17 protein-coding genes and 1 tRNA gene are annotated in these 19,304 nt (G+C 71.6%); 9 read left to right on the forward strand and 9 right to left on the reverse strand.

The window, feature by feature from the left end:
- Positions 1-29 precede the first annotated feature (29 nt).
- Positions 30-2,609, forward strand: coding sequence for an alpha-glucan family phosphorylase (gene glgP, locus ACYVGN_RS05870; protein ID WP_460789425.1), 2,580 nt, complete (start codon positions 30-32; stop codon positions 2,607-2,609).
- Positions 2,610-2,734: 125 nt separating this feature from the next.
- Here the strand turns inward: glgP and glgX are convergent, their stop codons facing one another.
- The 5 genes from glgX to dnaK all read right to left on the reverse strand — a co-directional run bounded on the left by glgX (position 2,735) and on the right by dnaK (position 8,987).
- Positions 2,735-4,879 (reverse strand): glycogen debranching protein GlgX, encoded by a 2,145-nt coding sequence (gene glgX, locus ACYVGN_RS05875; protein WP_460789427.1) that lies wholly within the window; start codon positions 4,877-4,879, stop codon positions 2,735-2,737.
- 78 nt (positions 4,880-4,957) lie between these two features.
- Entirely contained in the window at positions 4,958-5,389 is a 432-nt protein-coding gene (locus tag ACYVGN_RS05880) for a heat shock protein transcriptional repressor HspR (protein WP_460789429.1), read from the reverse strand.
- A gap of 90 nt (positions 5,390-5,479) precedes the next feature.
- Entirely contained in the window at positions 5,480-6,463 is a 984-nt protein-coding gene (locus ACYVGN_RS05885; RefSeq protein ID WP_460789431.1) for a DnaJ C-terminal domain-containing protein, read from the reverse strand.
- Positions 6,464-6,474: 11 nt separating this feature from the next.
- Entirely contained in the window at positions 6,475-7,128 is a 654-nt protein-coding gene (locus ACYVGN_RS05890) for a nucleotide exchange factor GrpE (protein ID WP_460789433.1), read from the reverse strand.
- Entirely contained in the window at positions 7,128-8,987 is a 1,860-nt protein-coding gene (gene dnaK, locus ACYVGN_RS05895; protein ID WP_460789435.1) for a molecular chaperone DnaK, read from the reverse strand. Before dnaK ends, ACYVGN_RS05890 begins: the two co-directional genes overlap by 1 nt.
- 174 nt (positions 8,988-9,161) lie before the next feature.
- Here dnaK and ACYVGN_RS05900 point away from each other — a divergent pair, with 174 nt between their 5' ends.
- Positions 9,162-10,559, forward strand: a complete 1,398-nt coding sequence (locus ACYVGN_RS05900; protein ID WP_055988005.1) for an MFS transporter — start codon at positions 9,162-9,164, stop codon at positions 10,557-10,559.
- Here ACYVGN_RS05900 and ACYVGN_RS05905 read toward each other — a convergent pair whose 3' ends face one another.
- On the reverse strand, positions 10,560-10,955 hold the full coding sequence (locus ACYVGN_RS05905; protein ID WP_460789436.1) for a MarR family winged helix-turn-helix transcriptional regulator: 396 nt from the start codon (positions 10,953-10,955) through the stop codon (positions 10,560-10,562).
- Between the two features lie 58 nt (positions 10,956-11,013).
- Here ACYVGN_RS05905 and ACYVGN_RS05910 point away from each other — a divergent pair, with 58 nt between their 5' ends.
- The 4 genes from ACYVGN_RS05910 to ACYVGN_RS05925 all read left to right on the forward strand — a co-directional run bounded on the left by ACYVGN_RS05910 (position 11,014) and on the right by ACYVGN_RS05925 (position 15,028).
- Positions 11,014-13,392 (forward strand): immune inhibitor A domain-containing protein, encoded by a 2,379-nt coding sequence (locus ACYVGN_RS05910; protein ID WP_460789438.1) that lies wholly within the window; start codon positions 11,014-11,016, stop codon positions 13,390-13,392.
- Between the two features lie 93 nt (positions 13,393-13,485).
- Positions 13,486-13,830 carry a TfoX/Sxy family protein gene (locus tag ACYVGN_RS05915; protein ID WP_460789440.1) on the forward strand — a complete coding sequence of 115 codons (345 nt, stop codon included), beginning with the start codon at positions 13,486-13,488 and terminating at the stop codon, positions 13,828-13,830.
- On the forward strand, positions 13,827-14,210 hold the full coding sequence (locus ACYVGN_RS05920) for a YchJ family protein (RefSeq protein WP_055987999.1): 384 nt from the start codon (positions 13,827-13,829) through the stop codon (positions 14,208-14,210). Before ACYVGN_RS05915 ends, ACYVGN_RS05920 begins: the two co-directional genes overlap by 4 nt.
- Positions 14,211-14,287: 77 nt before the next feature.
- Complete coding sequence (locus tag ACYVGN_RS05925; RefSeq protein WP_460789442.1) at positions 14,288-15,028, forward strand: glycerophosphodiester phosphodiesterase; 741 nt, start codon at positions 14,288-14,290, stop codon at positions 15,026-15,028.
- Positions 15,029-15,078: 50 nt separating this feature from the next.
- Here ACYVGN_RS05925 and ACYVGN_RS05930 read toward each other — a convergent pair whose 3' ends face one another.
- The 3 genes from ACYVGN_RS05930 to dcd form a co-directional block, all read right to left on the reverse strand.
- Positions 15,079-16,239 carry a zinc-binding dehydrogenase gene (locus ACYVGN_RS05930; RefSeq protein ID WP_460789443.1) on the reverse strand — a complete coding sequence of 387 codons (1,161 nt, stop codon included), beginning with the start codon at positions 16,237-16,239 and terminating at the stop codon, positions 15,079-15,081.
- Position 16,240: 1 nt separating this feature from the next.
- The gene (locus tag ACYVGN_RS05935; RefSeq protein ID WP_460789445.1) at positions 16,241-16,867 is read right to left on the reverse strand and encodes an HAD family hydrolase; all 627 of its coding nucleotides are present in this window, start codon (positions 16,865-16,867) and stop codon (positions 16,241-16,243) included.
- Positions 16,868-17,176: 309 nt separating this feature from the next.
- On the reverse strand, positions 17,177-17,782 hold the full coding sequence (gene dcd / locus ACYVGN_RS05940) for a dCTP deaminase (RefSeq protein ID WP_055987990.1): 606 nt from the start codon (positions 17,780-17,782) through the stop codon (positions 17,177-17,179).
- A 152-nt stretch (positions 17,783-17,934) separates the two neighbouring features.
- On the opposite strand from dcd, the gene ACYVGN_RS05945 reads away from it, so the two are divergent.
- From ACYVGN_RS05945 to ACYVGN_RS05955, 3 genes are all read left to right on the forward strand, one after another.
- On the forward strand, positions 17,935-18,447 hold the full coding sequence (locus ACYVGN_RS05945) for a hypothetical protein (RefSeq protein WP_055987988.1): 513 nt from the start codon (positions 17,935-17,937) through the stop codon (positions 18,445-18,447).
- A 138-nt stretch (positions 18,448-18,585) separates the two neighbouring features.
- A tRNA-Gly gene (locus tag ACYVGN_RS05950) sits at positions 18,586-18,659 on the forward strand.
- Between the two features lie 54 nt (positions 18,660-18,713).
- Positions 18,714-19,280 carry a CDP-alcohol phosphatidyltransferase family protein gene (locus tag ACYVGN_RS05955; protein ID WP_460789447.1) on the forward strand — a complete coding sequence of 189 codons (567 nt, stop codon included), beginning with the start codon at positions 18,714-18,716 and terminating at the stop codon, positions 19,278-19,280.
- The last annotated feature ends 24 nt before the right edge of the window (positions 19,281-19,304 follow it).

The following is a 19,304-nucleotide window of genomic DNA, read 5'->3' on the forward strand; positions in this document are numbered from 1 at the left end:
GCGCCGCTGAGGGGCAGTACCGTATGCGCATGCGCGCCATCCGCCGATTCACCGTCCGACCCGTCCTGCCCGAGCCGCTGGCCGCGCTCGGCGAGCTCGCCGGCAACCTGCGCTGGTGCTGGCACCTGGAGACCCAGGACGTGTTCGCGCACGTGGACGCCGAGGTCTGGCGTCGCACCCAGGACCCGGTCCGCGTTCTCGGATCGGTCACGAACGCCCGGCTCGACGAGCTCGCGCAGGACGGCGCCTTCCTCGAGCGCCTCGGCCGCGTGCGCGACGACCTGCGCGCCTACCTCGCCGACGACCTCTGGTACCAGCGGAGCGTGCCCCAGGGCCCGCGCGCGATCGCGTACTTCTCGCCGGAGTTCGGCATCGCGGCCGCGCTGCCGCAGTACTCCGGCGGCCTGGGGATCCTGGCCGGCGACCACCTGAAGGCGGCGAGCGACCTGGGCGTGCCCGTGATCGGCGTCGGCCTGCTGTACCGGCACGGCTATTTCACGCAGTCGCTCTCGCGCGAGGGATGGCAGCAGGAGTCCTACCCGGTGCTCGACCCCGACGAGATGCCGATCACGGCCCTGCGGGAGGACGACGGCTCCCCCGCCATGATCTCGGTCGCGATGCCCGGCGGCCCCGACCTGCGCGCCCGGATCTGGGTCGCGCGGGTCGGCCGCGTGCCCCTCCTGATGCTCGACACCGACGTCGACCAGAACCCCGAGCACTTCAGCGACGTCACCGACCGCCTCTACGGCGGCGGCAGCGAGCACCGGCTGCGCCAGGAGATCCTGCTCGGCGTCGGCGGCGTGCGCGCGCTGCGCGTGTTCAGCCGCATCACGGGCGCACCGGTGCCGGAGGTGTACCACACCAACGAGGGCCACGCCGGGTTCCAGGGCCTGGAGCGCATCCGGGAGCTCACGACCGCGGCGGACGCCGGCGGGCCGGGCCTCGGCTTCGACGACGCGCTCGAGATGGCGCGCGCCTCGACGGTGTTCACGACGCACACCCCGGTGCCCGCCGGCATCGACCGCTTCACCCGCACGCTGATCGAGCAGTACTTCGCGGCCGAGGGCGGCGTGCTGCCGGGGGTCCCCACCGACCGGGTGCTCTCGCTCGGCGCCGAGGACTACGAGGGCGGCGACCCCGGCATGTTCAACATGGCCGTGATGGGCTTCCGCCTCGGCCAGCGCGCCAACGGCGTCTCGCAGCTGCACGGCCACGTCAGCCGCGGCATGTTCAACGGCCTGTGGCCCGCGTTCGACGAGGCCGAGGTCCCGATCGGCTCCATCACGAACGGCGTGCACTCGCCCACGTGGGTCGCGCGCGAGTTCCGCGAGCTCATCGCCGAGGTGGGCGCCGACCTCGACGGCGACCCGGCCGAGTTCGCGCGCGCGATCGACGACGTGCCGTTCGCGCGCGTCTGGGGGATCAAGCGGCAGCTGCGCGAGCGGCTCGTGCAGGACGCCCGTGCGCGCCTGCGCGACGCGTGGCGCCGCCGCGGCGCGGTCGAGGCGGAGCTCGGCTGGATCGACGACGTGCTCTCGCCCGACGTGCTGACGATCGGCTTCGCCCGCCGCGTGCCGTCGTACAAGCGGCTCACCCTGATGCTGCGCGACCCGCACCGCCTGAAGAGCCTGCTGCTGGATCCCGACCGCCCGATCCAGCTCGTGATCGCGGGCAAGGCGCACCCCGCCGACGACGGCGGCAAGAAGCTGATCCAGGAGCTGGTGAAGTTCGCGGACGACCCCGAGGTGCGGCACCGCATCGTGTTCCTGCCGAACTACGACATCGCCATGGCGCAGCAGCTCTATCCGGGCTGCGACGTCTGGCTGAACAACCCGCTCCGCCCGTACGAGGCGTGCGGCACGAGCGGCATGAAGGCCGCGCTCAACGGCGGACTCAACCTCTCGATCCTCGACGGGTGGTGGGACGAGTGGTTCGACGGCGAGAACGGCTGGGCCATCCCCTCCGCCGACGGCGTCGACGACCCGGACAAGCGAGACGACCTCGAGGCGGCGGCGCTGTACGACCTGCTCGAGCGCGAGATCGCCCCGCGGTTCTACGACCGCAGCGGCGAGGGCGTGCCGGTGCGCTGGATGGAGATGATGCGCCACACGCTCGAGTCGCTCGGGCCGAAGGTGCTCGCGACGCGCATGGTGCGCGACTACGTGGGGCAGCTCTACGCCCCCGCGGCCACCGCGGCGCGCGCGCTCGACGGCGACTACTCGGGCGCGGTCGAGCTCGCGGCGTGGAAGCGGCGCGTGCGTGCGGCGTGGGGCGGCGTGCGCGTCGAGCACGTCGAGTCCAGCGGCGTGGACGAGCTCGCCGAGGTGGGCGCGGAGCTCTCGGTCAGCGCGCACGTCGCGCTCGGCGGCCTCACCCCCGACGACGTCGAGGTGCAGCTCGTGTACGGCCGCGCCGAGGGCGACGACCAGCTCTCGTCGGTGCAGGCGGCTCCGCTGAGCCCGCGCGACGCGTTCTCCGGCGGCCGCACCGCGTTCGCGGGAGCCGTGCGTCTGGACCGCGCGGGCCCCTTCGGCTACACCGTGCGCGTCGTCCCCCGCCACGAGCGCCTGGCCTCCACGGCCGAGCTCGGGCTCGCCGCCCTGGCGTAGGGCGCGCGAGGGGGCTCGGCGCGTTTCGTCTCCGCTTCGCTCCGCTCAACGACCGGATGTCCCCCGGTCGTTGAGCGGAGCGAGCGCCAGCGAGCGGAGACGAAACGCCTGAAGCGCCCCTCGGCTCAGGCGGACTCGAGCACGACGACCGAGCGCGCCCCGATGCGGAACGTGCCGCCGGCGGGGTACACCGCCCCGACCGCGATCTCCGGGTCGGTCGACAGCGCCACGCGCCCCGCGGGCTCCCACTCCTGCATCGCGAGCGTGATGTCCACCGCGTGATCCGCCGCGTTGAACCACAGCAGGAAGGACGCGTCCATCTGCTGCTCGCCGCGGGGCCCCGGCTCGCGCAGCGGCTTGCCGGACAGGAACATCCCGATCGTGCGGAGGTGGTGTTCGTGCCAGTCGGCGCTGCGCATCACGCGCCCGTCCGGGTGCATCCAGGCCAGGTCGTTCGGGCCGTCCTTGATGATGGGCCGCCCCTCGAACCAGTGGCGCTGCCTCAGGGCGGGGTGCTCGCGCCGCAGCTTGAGCGCGGCCTTCGTGATCTCGTACACGTCGAGCCACGCGTCGTCCGGCCGCCAGTCGACCCACGAGATCTCGTTGTCCTGGCAGTAGGCGTTGTTGTTGCCGCCCTGCGTGCGACCGCGCTCGTCGCCCGCCGTGAGCATGGGCACGCCGTTGGACAGGCACAGCGTCACCATGAGGTTCGCGGCCTGGCGGCGGCGCAGGGCCAGGATGTCCGGGTCGTCGGTCTCGCCCTCGACGCCGTGGTTCCACGACCGGTTGTTGTCGGTCCCGTCGCGGTTGTCCTCGCCGTTGGCCTCGTTGTGCTTGTGGTCGTACGAGACCAGGTCGCGCACCGTGAAGCCGTCGTGGGCCGTGATGAAGTTCACCGAGTTGTACGCCGAACGGCCGTCGTCCGCGTACAGGTCGCTGGATCCGGCGAGACGGGTCGCGACGTCGCGGATGGGCGCGTGCCCGCGCCAGTAGTCGCGGATCGTGTCGCGGTACTTGTCGTTCCACTCGACCCACGGCGGCGGCATCTTGCCGACCAGGTAGCCGTCCATCGAGGTGTCCCACGGCTCGGCGATCAGCTTGACGTGACGCAGGATCGGATCCTGGTCGATCGCGATGAGCAGCGCGTTCTGGAAGTCGACGTCGTAGCCCGTGCGGGTCAGCGCCGACATCAGGTCGAAGCGGAAGCCGTCGACGTGCATCTCGGTCACCCAGTACCGCAGGGAGTCCAGGATGAGGCGCAGCGCGAGCGGGTTCCAGGTGTTCACCGTGTTGCCGCAGCCGGTGACGTCCCAGTACCGGTCGTCGAAGCCGCCGTCCTCGGCGATCACGCGCTTGTAGAAGCCGCGGTCGTCGAAGCCCCGGAACGACAGCGTCGGGCCGTTGGGCCCGGCCTCGGCGGTGTGGTTGTAGACCACGTCGAGGATGACCTCGATGCCCGCCCGGTGCAGCGACTTGACCATGTGCTTGAACTCGGCGACCTGCTGCCCGCGGTCGCCGGACGAGCTGTACGACGCATCGGGGGCGAAGTAGCACAGGGTGTTGTAACCCCAGTAGTTCACGACCCCGCGCTCGAGCAGGGCCGGCTCGGAGAAGAACTGCTGCACCGGCAGCAGCTCGACCGCCGTGATGCCGAGGTCGCGCAGGTACTCGACCACGGCGGGCTCGGCGAGGCCCGCGTACGTGCCGCGCAGGTGCTCCGGGATCCGGTCGTGCAGCTTGGTGAAGCCCTTGACGTGCAGCTCGTAGATGACCGTGTCGCGCCAGCGGCGCTTCATCGGCGTGTCGCCCTCCCAGTCGAACGACGGGTCCACCACCACGCTGCGCCCGGTGTATCCGGCGGAGTCCGTGTCGTCGCGCACGGCCGGATCGTCCTCGCGCGCTCCGTAGATCGGCTGCTCGGCGATGATCGTGCCGCTCGTCGCGAGCCCGTACGGGTCGAGCAGGAGCTTGTGGGGGTTGAACCGGAAGCCGTTGGCGGGATCCCACGGGCCGTCGACCCGGTAGCCGTACCGCTGGCCGGGCGCGATGTCCGGGAGGGCGCCGTGCCAGATGCCCTGCGAATGCTCGGTGAGCTCGTACTGACGCTCCGAGCCGTCATCGCCGAACAGGCACAGCGTCACGCTGGAGGCGTTCGGCGAGTACACCGCGAAGTTCGTGGAGTCGGGCGTCCACGTCGCGCCGAGCGGCCAGTTCCGGCCGGGCCAGACCTTAGCGGCCTGGCCCCAGCTCGTCCAGGTCTGAGGGCTCATTCCGCCCATTCTGCCCGCTCAGTGGAACCGCTCTCGCCACCGGCGCGCGAGATGCCGTCATCCGGCCGGCGCGGCGCCTCAGTTCTGCGGCGGGTGCCACAGCACGAGCTCGGCGCTGCGACGCACGCGCGTCCCCGCCCGCAGCGTCACGACCGACCCGGTCGACCCCGCGGCGAACACGCGCGCCCCGGGCCGGCTCTCGATCTCGGCGCGCAGGCGGTGCTCGAGCTCGGCGACGCGGCGGCGCAGATCGCGCACCTCGTCCTCGAGGTCGAGCACGCGCGCGATAGCCGCGAGGCTCATCCCCTCGCCCGACAGCTTGGCGACCTCGCGCAGCTGCTGGATGTTCCGCGCCGAGTACCGGCGCGACCCGCCGCGCGTGCGGCCGGGGACGACGAGCCCGATGCGGTCGTACTGCCGCAGCGTCTGGGGGTGCATCCCCGCCAGCTCCGCGGCGACGGCGATCGCGAAGACGGGCGCGTCCTCATCCACGTCGTACGTGTCGCTCATCCGTCCCACCTCCTCGCTGTCCTCGCCGTGTCTCACTTCGTGCCGGAATCCGGGCCGGATTCCGGCACGAAGTGAGACATCCTCCTCAGGCTATGAGCCCTGTGCCTTGGCCATGATCTCGGCGCGCGGGTTGCCCTGCGGGCCGACCTCGACGAAGCGCTCGAGCGCCTCGCGCGCGGCGTCGTCGAGGTGCGAGGGCACCACGACCTGGAGCTCGGCGAGCAGGTCGCCGGTGCCCTTCTGCGTCGTGATCCCCCGACCCTTGACGCGCAGCACGCGCCCCGACGGGGTGCCGGGGGCGACGCGCAGCTTGACCGGCTCGCCGCCGAGCGTCGGCACCTCGATCGTCGCCCCGAGGGCGGCCTCCGCAAACGTCACCGGCACCACGACGCGGAGGTTGAGGCCCTCGCGCGTGAACACCGGATGCGGCCGCACCGCGACCTCGACGACGATGTCGCCGTTCTCGCCGCCGTCGGGCGACGGGCGCCCCTTGCCGCGCAGGCGGATCTTCTGCCCGTCCGCGACGCCGGCCGGGATCTTGATCTTGAACGGCTTGCCGTCCTCGCTCTGCAGCGTGATCGTCTCGCCCTTGGCCGCGGTGATGAAGTCGATCGTGGTGCGCGCGCGGACGTCGGCGCCCTTGTGAGGCCCGCCGTAGCCGCGGAAGCCTCCCGAGGGCTGGCCGAATCCGCCCGTGCCGAACCGGCCGCCGCCGCCCTGGTTGAACATCGCGAAGATGTCGTCGAAGTCGGCGGCCGACCCGCGGTTCTGCGTGAACATGCTGAACACATCGTCGAAGCCGCCGGCCGAGCCGCCGCCCGCCGTGAAGCGCGCGCCCGAGCCCATGGCGCGGATCTGGTCGTACTCCTCGCGCTGGGCCGGGTCGGACAGCACCGAGTACGCCTCGCTGATCTCCTTGAACTTCGCCTCGGCGGCGGTGTCGCCGGGCTTGGAGTCCGGGTGATACTGCCGCGCGAGCTTGCGGTAGACCTTCTTCAGCTCGGCGGCGCTGACGTCCTTCGACACCCCCAGGACCTTGTAGAAGTCCTTCTCGAACCAGTCCTGACTGGCCATCGGCGCCTCGCTTACTCTGCCGGCACCGCGACGACGACCTTCGCCGGACGCAGTTCGACGTCGCCCAGGCGGTAGCCGACCTCGACGACCTCGAGCACGGTGGTCTCGGTCGCGCCGGGCGTCGGCTGCTGGAAGATCGCCTCGTGGTGCTGCGGGTCGAACGCCTCGCCGGCCTCGCCGAACGCGACCACGCCGAGGCGCTCGGCCACGCCGCGCACCTTCTCGGCGATCGCGGCGAAGGGCGTGCCCTCCGCGAGGTCGCCGTGCTTCTCGGCGCGGGCGAGGTCGTCGAGCACGGGCAGCAGGCCGCGGGCGGCCTCACCCTTGGCGCGGGCGACCTCGACGTGGCGCTGGTCCTCGGTGCGACGCCGGTAGTTCGCGTACTCCGCCTGGAGGCGCTTCAGGTCGTGCAGCAGCTGCGTCTCGTAGTCGCTCTTCTCCTGCTCGGCCGCCTCCTCCAGCTGGTCGGCGTTCAGGATGTCGTCGACGGTGAGCTCGAACTCGGCCGTCTCATCCGCGGTCGGCTCGGCACCGGCATCCGGGGTCTCCTCGGAGACCAGCTCCTCCTGCGCCTCGGGGGCGGCGGCGTCCTGCGCCTCCGCCCCCTCGGCTGCGGGCCGGACCTCGTCGCCGTCGTTCTCGGGCTTGCGGTCCTTGTCGCTCATCAGGCCTTCTTGTCCTCGTCGTCCTCGACCACCTCGGCGTCGATGACGTCCTCGTCGGCGGCGGGCTGCTCACCGGCGGGGGCGTCGCCCGCGGGCGCGGCCTGCTCGGCCTGCGCCTGCGCGTAGATCGCCTCGCCGAGCTTGGTCTGGCTCTGGTTCAGCTTGTCGTACGCGGTCTTCACGGCCTCGTCGTCGTCGCCGGCGAGGGCCTTCTTGAGCTCGTCGACGTCGGCCTGGACCGACTCCTTGACGTCGGCCGGGAGCTTGTCCTCGTTGTCCTTGATCAGCTTCTCGATCGAGTACGAGAGCGTCTCGGCCTGGTTGCGGGTCTCGGCGGCCTCGCGGCGCTTCCTGTCCTCGGCAGCGTGCTCCTCGGCCTCGCGGACCATGCGCTCGATGTCCTCCTTGGGCAGCGACGAGCCACCCGTGATGGTCATCGACTGCTCCTTGCCGGTGCCCTTGTCCTTGGCCGACACGTGCACGATGCCGTTCGCGTCGATGTCGAACGTGACCTCGATCTGCGGCACGCCGCGCGGCGCGGGCGCGATGTCGGTCAGGTCGAACGTGCCGAGCGGCTTGTTGTCGCGCGTGAACTCGCGCTCGCCCTGGAACACCTGGATCGACACCGACGGCTGGTTGTCGTCGGCCGTGGTGAAGGTCTCGCTGCGCTTGGTCGGGATGGCCGTGTTGCGCTCGATGAGCTTGGTCATGATGCCGCCCTTGGTCTCGATGCCGAGGCTCAGGGGGGTGACGTCGATCAGCAGCACGTCCTTGCGCTCGCCCTTGAGGACGCCGGCCTGCAGGGCGGCGCCGACGGCGACGACCTCGTCCGGGTTCACGCCCTTGTTGGGCTCCTTGCCGGTCTCGCGCTTGACGAGGTCGCTCACGGCGGGCATGCGGGTCGAGCCACCGACGAGGACCACGTGCGCGATGTCGGACACCTTGATGCCGGCCTCGCGGATGACGTCCTCGAACGGCTTGACGGTGCGCTCGAGCAGGTCCTTCGTGAGCTCCTCGAACTTGGCGCGCGTGAGGGTCTCGGACAGCGAGACGGGGCCCGACTCGGTGAGCGACAGGTAGGGCAGGTTGATGCTGGTCGAGGTCGAGCTCGACAGCTCCTTCTTGGCCTGCTCCGCGGCCTCCTTGAGGCGCTGCAGCGCGATCTTGTCGCCCGAGACGTCCACGCCCGTGGTGGCCTTGAACTGCTGGATCAGCCAGTCGACGATCCGCTGGTCCCAGTCGTCGCCGCCGAGGCGGTTGTCGCCGGCGGTCGCGCGCACCTGGATGGTCGAGAAGTCGTCGTCCTTGCCCACCTCGAGGAGGGACACGTCGAACGTGCCGCCGCCGAGGTCGAAGACGAGGATGAGCTCGTCCTCCTTGCCCTTGTCGAGGCCGTAGGCCAGGGCGGCCGCGGTGGGCTCGTTGATGATGCGCAGCACGTTGAGGCCGGCGATCTCGCCCGCCTCCTTGGTGGCCTGGCGCTCGGCGTCGTTGAAGTACGCCGGGACGGTGATGACGGCGTCCGTCACGGTGTCGCCGAGGTACTGCTCGGCGTCGCGCTTGAGCTTCATCAGGATGCGCGCCGAGATCTCCTGCGGCGTGTACTTCTTGCCGTCGACCTCGAAGGTCCAGTCGGTGCCGATGTGGCGCTTGACCGAGGCGATCGTGCGGTCGACGTTCGTGACGGCCTGGCGCTTGGCGGTCTCGCCGACCAGCACCTCGCCGTCCTTGGTGAACGCGACGACCGAAGGGGTCGTGCGGAAGCCCTCGGCGTTCGCGATGACCTTCGGCTCACCGCCCTCGAGGACGCTCACGACCGAGTTGGTCGTTCCGAGGTCGATACCCACAGCACGTGCCATGTTGTTCTCCTTTCTGCTGGACAGCCGGTAAGCCTGCACGCGATCTTGAGCCGCGCTGGCTCAACTGTACTGCGGGCCGCTCGGGCTGTCAAACAAAGTTGATACACCTCCGCTCAACTTCGGCCGACCGCGTGGCGGTACCGTCCGTTCACCGCGCGGTCCTACGCTCCACTCATGACGTCCGACCCGTCCCCCGTCACCCCGCCGCCGACAGCGGACAGCGGCGCCGTGCCCGTTATGGGCCTCGACCTGCGCGAGGGACGCCCCGCGCCGAAGCGCCAGGTCTACTCGTGGGCGCTGTGGGACTGGGCGACGCAGCCGTTCAACACGGTCATCCTGACGTTCATCTACACCGCGCTGTTCCTCACGACCGACGCGTTCCTCCCCGCCGGCCTGCAGTCGCTGCCCGACGGGGACCCCGCGAAGACGGCGGGGCTCGCCGACCTGGCATCGGGCCTCGGCTGGGGCGGCACGATCGCGGGCCTGGCGATCCTCGCGGTCGCGCCGGTGCTCGGCCAGCGCGCCGACGCGGCGGGCCGGCAGAAGCTGTGGCTGGGGATCGGCACGGGCGCGCTGATCGCGTGCATGCTCGGCCTGTGGTTCGTCGAGCCCACGCCCGCGCTGTTCTGGCTGGGCGTCGCGCTCATCTCGGCCGCCACGGTGTTCGGCGAGATCGCGGCGGTCAACTCGAACGCCATGCTGATCGGCATCGCGACCCCGAAGACCATCGGCCGCATCTCCGGGCTCGGATGGGGCTTCGGCTACCTGGGTGGCATCGTCGCGCTGGTGCTGGTCGTGGTGTTCTACTCCGCCGACTGGTTCGGGCTCTCCGAGGAGGGCGGCCTGCCGTTCCGGATCATCGCGGTCGGCTGCGCACTGTGGGCCCTTGTCTTCTCGATCCCGATCTTCCTCGCCGTGCCAGAGCCGTCCCGTGGGCGCCCCGAGCGACGGGTCGGGTTCTTCGCCTCCTACCGCCTGCTGGTCCGCGACGTCGCCGGCCTGTTCCGGAACCCCGAGACGCGGCACACCGGGTGGTTCCTGCTGGCGAGCGCGGTGTTCCGCGACGGCCTGGGCGGCGTGTTCGCGTTCGGCGCCGTGATCGCGGCCCAGGTGTTCGGGTTCGAGTTCCTGGATCTGGTGATCTTCGGCATCGCCGCGAACCTGATCGCGGGTGTCTCGACGATCGTCGCCGGGCGCTGGGACGACCGCTTCGGCGCCAAGACGGTCATCGTGTTCGCCCTGTCGGCCATGGTGGTCGCGGGCCTCGCCGTGTTCTTCCTGGTCGACCTCGGCACGATCGTGTTCTGGATCGGCGGGCTCATCCTGTGCGCGTTCGTCGGACCCGCGCAGGCGGCGTCGCGATCGTTCCTCGCCCGCGTCACGCCCGCGGGCCGCGAGGGCGAGATCTTCGGCCTCTACGCCACCACCGGCCGCGCCGCGAGCTGGATGGCCTCGGCGATGTGGTCGATCCTGATCGTCGCCGGCGGAGCGACGTCGTTCGGCATCCTGGGCATCATCCTGGTGCTGCTGGCGGGCCTGCTGCTCCTGCTGCCGGTCAAGCCCGTGCGCTGATCAGCGGGGCCAGGCGTCGGCGAGGCGCCCGAGGAGGGCGGCGAGCTGCGCGCGCTCCTCGGGGGCGAAGCCCGCGAGCGCGCGCTCGACGGCCTCGACGCGCGCGCCGGTGGACTGCGCGACCGTCGCGCGGCCCGCGTCCGTGAGGGCGATGAGGGTGCGGCGCGCGTCGGCCGGATCGGCTTCGCGGCGCGCCTCGCCCGCATGCACGACCGCCTGGACGAGGCGGCTCGCGCGCGGCTGATCCACCCCCAGGCGCTCGCCGATCTCGCCGACCGACAGCGGCGCCTCCGCCGACGCGAGCGTCTCGAGCAGCCGGATCCGCGCCGCGCCGCGACCGAAGGGACCGCCTGCTGAGCGGCGCTTTCGGCATGGCGGATGGGAACCGCTCCCCATCCGCCATACCGATCTACTTCTCCGAAATGACTTCCTGTGAAAGTGTGGGGAAACGACTGTGCAAGTCCCCTCCGGGCATCCGGTGGTGCCCGGGGTGCAGTCGGTGCGGACGGCCATGGTGGCCGCCCGGATCATCCCCGGAGGAACAGTGAAGACACGTACCACGTGCGCGCTCGGCACAGCAGCGATCCTGCTGGCCGGCTCGCTCCTCGCTCCGACCGCCGCGACCGCGGCACCGGCGACCGCCGCCCCCGAACCCGAGGGCGAGACCCACAGCCACAACCGCCCCGATCCGCTCGCCGAGAAGCGCACTGCGGAGAAGCAGAAGGCCGCGCAGCTCGTCGCGACGGGTGAGGCCAAGGTCAAGACGCGAGGCAAGGGCAAGGCGGCGACCGATGTGGTCGAGCTCAAGGCCGGCCAGTTCGTCGAATACGGCACCGCCGACACAGCGCAGCTGTTCACGATCCTGGTGGAGTTCGGCGACGCGATCGACGAGCGCTACCCGGACGCCCCGGCCGGTCCCGTGCACAACGAGATCCCGGAGCCCACAGCCGAGGACAACTCCACCTACTGGGTTCCGGACTTCTCGAAGGCCCACTTCGAGGACATGTTCTTCGGCGACGGCGAGTCGATGGCGGGCGTCTACGACGAGATGTCGTCGGGCCGCTTCGACCTCGCCGGCGGCGTGTCCGACTGGGTGCAGGTCGAGAACAACGAGGCCTCGTACGGCCAGACCGAGTCGCACGCCGACATGACGCGCTTCATCCAGGACACCGCGAACGCCTGGTACGACGCTCAGGTCGCAGCGGGCAAGACGCGCGACCAGATCGTGGCGGAGCTGCAGACGTACGACGTCTGGGACCGCTACGACGTCGACGGCGACGGGATCGCGAACGAGCCCGACGGCTACATCGACCACTTCCAGGCCGTGCACGCCGGCACGGGCGAGGAGGCCGGGGCACCCGAATGGGCCATCTGGTCGCACCGCTGGGCGGTCGGCCAGGACGGGCTCTGGCAGTGGGGGCCCTCGGCGTACGACCCGCTGGGCGGCATCCAGATCGGCGACACCGACATCTGGATCCGCGACTACACGACCGAGCCCGAGAACGGCGGTCTGGGCGTGTTCGCGCACGAGTTCGGCCACGACCTGGGCCTTCCCGACTACTACGACACCGCGGGCGGCGAGAACGGCACCGCGTTCTGGACGCTCATGAGCTCCGGCTCGTGGCTCGGCCACGGCGACGGATCGATCGGCACGACCCCGAACCAGATGGGCCCGCACGAGAAGCTGTTCCTCGGCTGGCTCGACTACGAGACTGTCGAGCCCGGCACGTCCGAGACCCTGACGCTCGGGCCGGCGTTCCACGCCACGACGCTCGGCGCGCAGGCCGTGCTGGTCAACCTGCCCGACGGCGAGGAGTTCATCGAGGTCGGCGACGCCTACGAGGGCACCAAGCACCTGTTCTCCGGCTCGGGCGACAACCTGGACAACACGGCCACCAGCCCGGCGTTCACGGTCCCCGCAGGGGCCGAGCTCACGGCGCAGGTGAACTACGACATCGAGGTGGACTGGGACTACGCCTACCTCGAGGTCAGCACCGACGGCGAGACGTGGACCCCGGTCGAGACGAACCTGTCGACCACGACCGACCCGAACGGCCAGAACGCCGGCTTCGGCATCACCGGTGCGACGGAGGGCTGGACGGCGCTCACGGCCGACCTGTCGGCCTACGCCGGCGACACCGCGCAGGTCCGCTTCCGCTACTGGACCGACGTCGCGGCCACCGAGCCGGGCTTCCAGGTCGACGCGATCGCCGTGGGCGACGCGCTGACCACGGATGACGGCGCGAGCGACTGGACGCTCGACGGCTTCTCGGTGATCGAGGGCGGCGGCTACCACCAGCCGTACAGCCACTTCTACCTCGCCGAGAACCGCGTCTACGGCGGCTACGACACGACGCTCAAGACCGGCCCGTACAACTTCGGCTGGCTGACCTCGAGCCCGGACAAGGTCGAGCACTTCCCGTACCAGGACGGCCTGCTGGTCTGGTACGTGAACTCGCTGTACGCCGACAACAACACGTCGCAGCACCCGGGCGGTGGCGAGGCCCTGCCGGTCGACGCGCGCGCCAAGGCGCTCACGTGGCCGGATGGCACGAACGCGCGCAACCGCATCCAGTCGTTCGACTCCACGTTCGGCCTCAACAAGACCGACGCGATCTCGCTGCACCGCGAGACGGCCGACGGCCTGCAGACGCTGAACGTGCCGTCGCAGAAGGCCGTGCCGGTGTTCGACGACACCGACCCGTACGCCTACTACGACGAGTCGAACCCGCGTCACTCGGTGATCGTGGGCGGCACGGGCACGACGATCGAGGTCCTGGGCGCCAACCAGCGCAAGGGCACCATGCAGATCGAGGTGAACGCGGCGGGCTGAGCCCGTTCGACACCGCGCGGACGCCGCGTCCCGGTTCTCCGGGGCGCGGCGTCCGTCGTTCCCGGCGCCGCGACCGCGACGTACGCTGATCCCGTGGCCTACGACGAGGAGCTCGCCGACCGCATCCGCGCCTACGCGCCGGTGTCGGACGACGCGACCGAGATGAAGATGTTCGGCGGCATCGCGTGGATGCTGCGCGGGCACATGTACGCGGGCATCACGCGCTCGTCGCTCATGGTCCCGGTGGGCCGGGACGGGATGGACGAGGCGATCGCGCGCGGCGCGAAGCCGATGACGATGGGCTCCAAGACCATGGCCGGCTTCGTGACGGTCGACGACCCGACCGACGAGCAGCTGGCCGAGTGGATCGGCGCGTCGGTCGAGCGGGTCGCGCAGCTGCCGCCCAAGGAGAAGAAGCCGAAGAGGGCCACGGCGTGACGTTCGATCCCTGCCCGTGCGGCAGCGAGCGCGCGTACCTGGCCTGCTGCGGCGCACTGCATTCCGGCGCGCGGCTCGCCGAGACCCCCGAGGAGCTCATGCGCTCCCGTTACAGCGCGTACGCGCGGCACGACGCCGACTACCTGCTGCGCACGTGGCATCCGCGCACGCGGCCGGCGGCGGGCGAGCTCACGTTCGACGACCGGCTCCGCTGGATCGGGCTCGAGATCGTCGGCGCCTCCGGATCCGAGGTCGACTTCGTCGCGGTCTACGAGACCGAGCACGAGGGCGAGCGGACGATGGGCGCGCTCGCCGAGCACGCGCGCTTCGAGCGGCGCGGCGGGCGCTGGGTGTACGTCGACGGAGACGTCACGGCCTGACGCGGGGCGGCGGCGCCGACGCCTCGGACGCACAGCCCGAGATCGCCTCCGTCGTCACCACCGCGCACCGCGGCGCGATGGGCTATGCGCCCGAGAACACGCTCGCCGCGTTCCAGGTGGGCATCGAGCAGGGGTCCACCTGGATCGAGTCGGACGTCCAGCTCAGCAAGGACGGGGTTCCGGTGCTCATGCACGACACCACGCTCTCGCGCACCACGAACGTCGAGGAGGTCTTCCCCGACCGCGCGCCGTGGCACGTCGCGGACCTCACCGTGGCCGAGATGAAGCAGCTCGACGCGGGCTCGTGGTTCGGCCCGGAGTTCGCCGGCGAGACCGTGCCGACCCTCGCCGAGATGGTCGAGCAGGTCCGCACGAGCCGCTCGGGCATCCTGATGGAGCTCAAGGCGCCGGAGCTGTACCCCGGCGTCGAGCAGAAGGTCATCGACGTGTTCGAGTCCTACCCCGCGTACGTCGACTCGGCGCTCGCGAGCGGCCGCCTCGCGGTGCAGAGCTTCAACTGGGTGTCGATGAAGACGTACTCCGACCTGGCGCCGGAGATGCCGGTCGGACTGCTCGGCGCCCCCGCGGTCGCGACGCTGCCGGCGTACGCCGAGTGGGCCGACCAGATCAACCCGAACTGGGCCCAGGCCACGCCGGAGTACATCGACGCCGTCCACGCGCAGGGCATGGACGTGCACGTGTGGACCGTCAACGACACGGCCACCATGACGCGTCTGCTGGACTCGGACGTCGACGGCATCATCACGAACTTCCCCGACCGCCTCGAGAACCTGCTCCTCGAGCGCGCGAACGACTGATCGCACCTGGCCTGGATCCCCGTCGGCGTCGCGCCGGCGGGGATCCGGCGTCAGCGGCGGCGCTGCGCGTCGCGCGGGTCGATCGCCACCCGCACGGCCTTGCCCGCGGCCGCGGCCGCGAGCGCCTGGTCGACCTGGGCGAGCGGGTAGCGGGCGCTCACCAGCTCGACGAACGGGTGCTCCGCCGCGTGGTGGCGGAGGTAGCCGAGGGCGCCGTCGAGGTCCCGCGGGGTGTAGTTGTGCACGCCCCGGATGGTGGCCAGCCCGCGGACGAGCCGCTCCGGGTCCAGCGGCACCGGGTCGGACGGGAAGACGCTGCCGACCAGCACGACCACTCCCCCGACGCCCACGGCGTCGATCGCGGCCTGCACGGCGCGCGGCGAGCCGGAGGCCTCGAGCACGACGTCGAACTCCGCGGCCCCTGTGGCGGCGAGCGCCGAGTCCAGCGCCCGGCGTCCCGTCGGGTCCACGGCCTGGGCCGCGCCGAACCGGGTGGCGAGCGCGCGGCGGGCCGGATCCGGATCCGCGACGACGACGGTCGCGCCGCGGTCGATCGCCATCGCGCACGCGGTCAGGCCGATGAGCCCGGCGCCCATGATCAGCACCGTGGCGTCGTCGACGTCGACCACCTCGTCGGCCCGCGCGAGCGCCGCCCATGCGGTGGGGGAGCCGCATGCCGCGGGCGCCAGGACCTCGGCGGGCAGCGCCTCGCCGACGCGCACGATGGTCGTGCCGGCGCGCAGGTGAGCGTGGGTGGCGAAGCCGCCCGTCAGCTCCCACCGCGGCTGGATGCGCTCGTGCCCGTACTTGACGAGCGAGCGGCACTTCTGCGGCACGCCGTGCCGGCAGCGGTCGCAGTCGCGGCAGCTGGCCATGATCGACCACACCACACGGTCGCCGACCTGGACCACGGCGCCGTCGACGGCCCGCACGCCCTCCGCCACGTCGACCACGCGGCCGACGTACTCGTGGCCGAGGACGAGCGGCGTCGGCGCGGCGCGGCGTCCTTCGACCGTGTGGATGTCCGATCCGCAGACCGTGGCCAGCTCGATCTGCACGAGCGTCTCGCCCGCGCCGAGCCCGACGCCCGGCACGGCGACGGTCTCGTGCGGGCGACCGGCGCCGGTCCACACCATCGCGAGGGCGGGCGGCGTGAGGCAGACGCTGCGCGTCGTAGGGGCGGGCGTCTGGGCGAGGGCGGGCGAGGCCACGTCAGCCCCGGTGGCGCTCGGGCAGGCCGAGGAGCGCGCGCAGCCCCGTGACGTCGTCGATCACGGCGTGCGCGCCCGCGGCCTCGAGCGCCGCGCGGTCGTGCGCCCCCGTGAGCACTCCGACCACCAGGCCTGCGCCCGCGGAGAGCCCCGAGGCCACGTCGCTCGCGGTGTCCCCCGCGACGACGATCGCGTCGACACCGGAGACCTGCGCGACGAGCGCGGCTCCGAGCACGAGGTCCGGCGCGGGGCGGCCGCGCCCCACGTCGACCGGCGAGAGCGCCTCGTCGACGAGGTCGCGCCACCCGAGTCCGTCGAGGATGGCGTCGCGCGTCACGGGCGCGAAGCCCGTGGTCAGGACCACGCTCACGCCCGCGTCGCGCAGGTCCTCCAGAAGCTCCCGGGCGCCGGGGATCGGCTGCACGCCGTCCTCCGTGATGAGCTCGGCGCAGGCCCGCTCGAACGCCGAGGTGGCCTCCTCGGCGCGGGCGCGGTCTCCCCCGGCGAGATGCGTGAAGACGTCGATCTTCGACTGGCCCATCGTCGTGCCGGCCATGTCGAGCACGACCAGCTCGACGGTCGACACCGGCTGCGCGACGGGGATGGGAGCCTCGGCTACCTGGGACATGCGGTGGATCCTCTCTCGGGGCCCGCTCCGCTCGGCAGCGGATGCCAGCCGATCCGATGTCGATCCGAGAGCCGTGCCGAGAGCGGTGCGAGCGCAGTGCGCCGCCCGTCGCCTGCGCTGCCGGGACCGCCCGGGGGCGGGTCCCGGCCCGCTTCCGCCGACGGGCCTTCTCCAGCGTCGCACCCCGTACGGACCGGAATATTCCGCTCGCGGCATTGTTCAGCCGCCGTTCACCGAGCCTTCCGCGGAGGGCTCGGCGGGCGTCACGCGCCGGCCGCGGCCGCGCCGGTCAGCGGGATCGCGCGACCGTCAGGACCCGGCGGAGCCGGCGTCCGTCACCGAGACGTCCGTGCGGTGGAAGCGCTGGAACGAGCGCGACGCCGTCGGACCGCGCTGGCCCTGATAGCGGTTGCCGTACGCGCCCGAGCCGTAGGGGCTCTCGGCCGGCGACGTCAGGCGGAAGAAGCACAGCTGGCCGATCTTCATCCCCGGCCAGAGCTTGATCGGCAGGGTCGCGACGTTCGAGAGCTCGAGGGTCACGTGGCCCGAGAAGCCGGGGTCGATGAAGCCGGCGGTGGAGTGCGTGAGCAGGCCGAGGCGGCCGAGGGACGACTTGCCCTCCAGGCGCGCGGCGACGTCGTCGGGGAGGGTGACCGCCTCGAACGTCGAGCCCAGCACGAACTCGCCGGGGTGCAGGATGAACGGCTCGTCGGGCTCGACCTCGACCAGGTGCGTCAGGTCGGGCTGGTCCTCGGCCGGGTCGATGAACGGGTACTTGTGGTTGTCGAACAGCCGGAAGTACCGGTCGAGCCGCACGTCGATGCTCGACGGCTGCACCATCGCCGGGTCGTAGGGGTCCAGGCCGATGCGGCCCGAGTCGAGCTCAGCCTTGATGTCGCGATCCGAGAGCAGCACGGCACCAGCCTATTGGGCGGCGCCGGCTCGAGCCGTCGCGGCGACCCCGGTCGGACCCCGTGGCACACGCCGGGCTCTCTCGTCAAGTGGGAGGCGCACGGCGGCCGGTTCGCGTTACATCGGTGATCAAGCCACGTCGGAAGGAGAAGCGCATGTCGCAGGACCAAGGCCAGACGCACACCGGAGGCGCCGACACGACGGCCCCGACCACGGCCGAGGAGGCGAAGCAGGCGGCCGCCGAGACCACCGGCACCGCCCGCGCGGAGGCGGAGGCCTCGGGCGCGAGCGCCCGCGAGGAGGCCGCCGCCACGGTCGAGGAGGCGAAGGAGCGCGCCGCGGAGGCCGCCGCCAAGGCCGAGGACGAGCTGACGGATCAGGCGGCGACGGGGCAGCACAAGGTCGCCGAGGGGCTGCGCACGGCCGGCGACAAGGTCGGGTCGCTGTCGCAGAAGGAGGGCGTGGTCGGCGATCTCGCCGGCAAGGCCTCCGAGGGCCTCAAGCAGGCGTCGGACTGGGTGTCGCAGCGCGACCCCGAGACGATGATGACCGAGGCGAAGTCGTTCGCGAAGCGCAAGCCCTGGGTCGTCGCCGCGATCGGCGCCGTCGCGCTCATGGTGCTCAACCGCCTCACCCGCGCCGCGACCGGCGGCCGGAAGAAGCGCTGAGCCCGGCACCCCGGCGCCGAGCCCGCGTCCCATCGCCGAACCCGCGTCCCATCGGATGCGGGTTCGGCGATCGACCGCGGGTTGGACGAGCCTCGGATGAGCGCTGTTATGCTGGCTGACACGCGCTCCGGCGCGTACGGGGCTGTAGTTCAATGGCAGAACTTCTGCTTCCCAAGCAGACAGCGCGGGTTCGATTCCCGTCAGCCCCTCCATATGACATCCATGGATCCGCGGATGTCGTCTCGTCGTCGAAGGCGGGTTCTCAGATGAGCACAGAGCCGAGCGGCGGGCGTTCGCGGGACTGGGCGACGATCCCGAACGCGATCACGCTCCTGCGACTGGCGCTCGTCGTCCCCATCGTCATCCTGCTCGTCGGCCACGGCGATCCGGTGCTGACGGTCGTCCTCCTCGTGCTCTTCGGAGGGTCGGACTGGATCGACGGCCACCTCGCCCGCCGGCTCGGCCAGACCAGCAGGACCGGCGCCATGTTCGATCCGATCTCGGACCGCATCGGCGTCGTCGCGATCGTGGTGGCGCTGGTCATCGCCGGCCATCTGCAGATGTGGGTGGCCCTGGCCGTGGGCGTGATCGACATCGCTCTCACCGCGCTGTACCTGAGCGTGCGCCCCGCGCAGCCTCCGCAGGTGACGCGACTCGGCAAGATCCGCACCGCGGTGATGATGTCGGGCATCGCGCTCGTCGGCTTCGGGCTGCTTCCCGGCGCGGGGGCCGTCGCCACCGCGGGCCAGGTCATCTGCGCGGTCGGGGCGGTCATCCACGTGGCGGTCGGCGTCGGCTACATGCGCACGATCCTGCGATCGCCGCGGCGCTGAGCCGGAGCGGATGCCCGCACTGCG

Source organism: Microbacterium lacusdiani, from assembly GCF_054779895.1.

Excerpts from the sequence above, each read along its gene's own strand:
- glgP (WP_460789425.1), top strand. The coding sequence starts at position 30 with ATGCGCGCCATCCGCCGATTCACCGTCCGACCCGTCCTGCCCGAGCCG.
- glgX (WP_460789427.1), bottom strand. The coding sequence starts at position 4,879 with ATGAGCCCTCAGACCTGGACGAGCTGGGGCCAGGCCGCTAAGGTCTGG.
- ACYVGN_RS05880 (WP_460789429.1), bottom strand. The coding sequence starts at position 5,389 with ATGAGCGACACGTACGACGTGGATGAGGACGCGCCCGTCTTCGCGATC.
- ACYVGN_RS05885 (WP_460789431.1), bottom strand. The coding sequence starts at position 6,463 with ATGGCCAGTCAGGACTGGTTCGAGAAGGACTTCTACAAGGTCCTGGGG.
- ACYVGN_RS05890 (WP_460789433.1), bottom strand. The coding sequence starts at position 7,128 with ATGAGCGACAAGGACCGCAAGCCCGAGAACGACGGCGACGAGGTCCGG.
- dnaK (WP_460789435.1), bottom strand. The coding sequence starts at position 8,987 with ATGGCACGTGCTGTGGGTATCGACCTCGGAACGACCAACTCGGTCGTG.
- ACYVGN_RS05900 (WP_055988005.1), top strand. The coding sequence starts at position 9,162 with ATGACGTCCGACCCGTCCCCCGTCACCCCGCCGCCGACAGCGGACAGC.
- ACYVGN_RS05905 (WP_460789436.1), bottom strand. The coding sequence starts at position 10,955 with ATGGGGAGCGGTTCCCATCCGCCATGCCGAAAGCGCCGCTCAGCAGGC.
- ACYVGN_RS05925 (WP_460789442.1), top strand. The coding sequence starts at position 14,288 with ATGGGCTATGCGCCCGAGAACACGCTCGCCGCGTTCCAGGTGGGCATC.
- ACYVGN_RS05935 (WP_460789445.1), bottom strand. The coding sequence starts at position 16,867 with ATGTCCCAGGTAGCCGAGGCTCCCATCCCCGTCGCGCAGCCGGTGTCG.
- ACYVGN_RS05945 (WP_055987988.1), top strand. The coding sequence starts at position 17,935 with ATGTCGCAGGACCAAGGCCAGACGCACACCGGAGGCGCCGACACGACG.
- ACYVGN_RS05955 (WP_460789447.1), top strand. The coding sequence starts at position 18,714 with ATGAGCACAGAGCCGAGCGGCGGGCGTTCGCGGGACTGGGCGACGATC.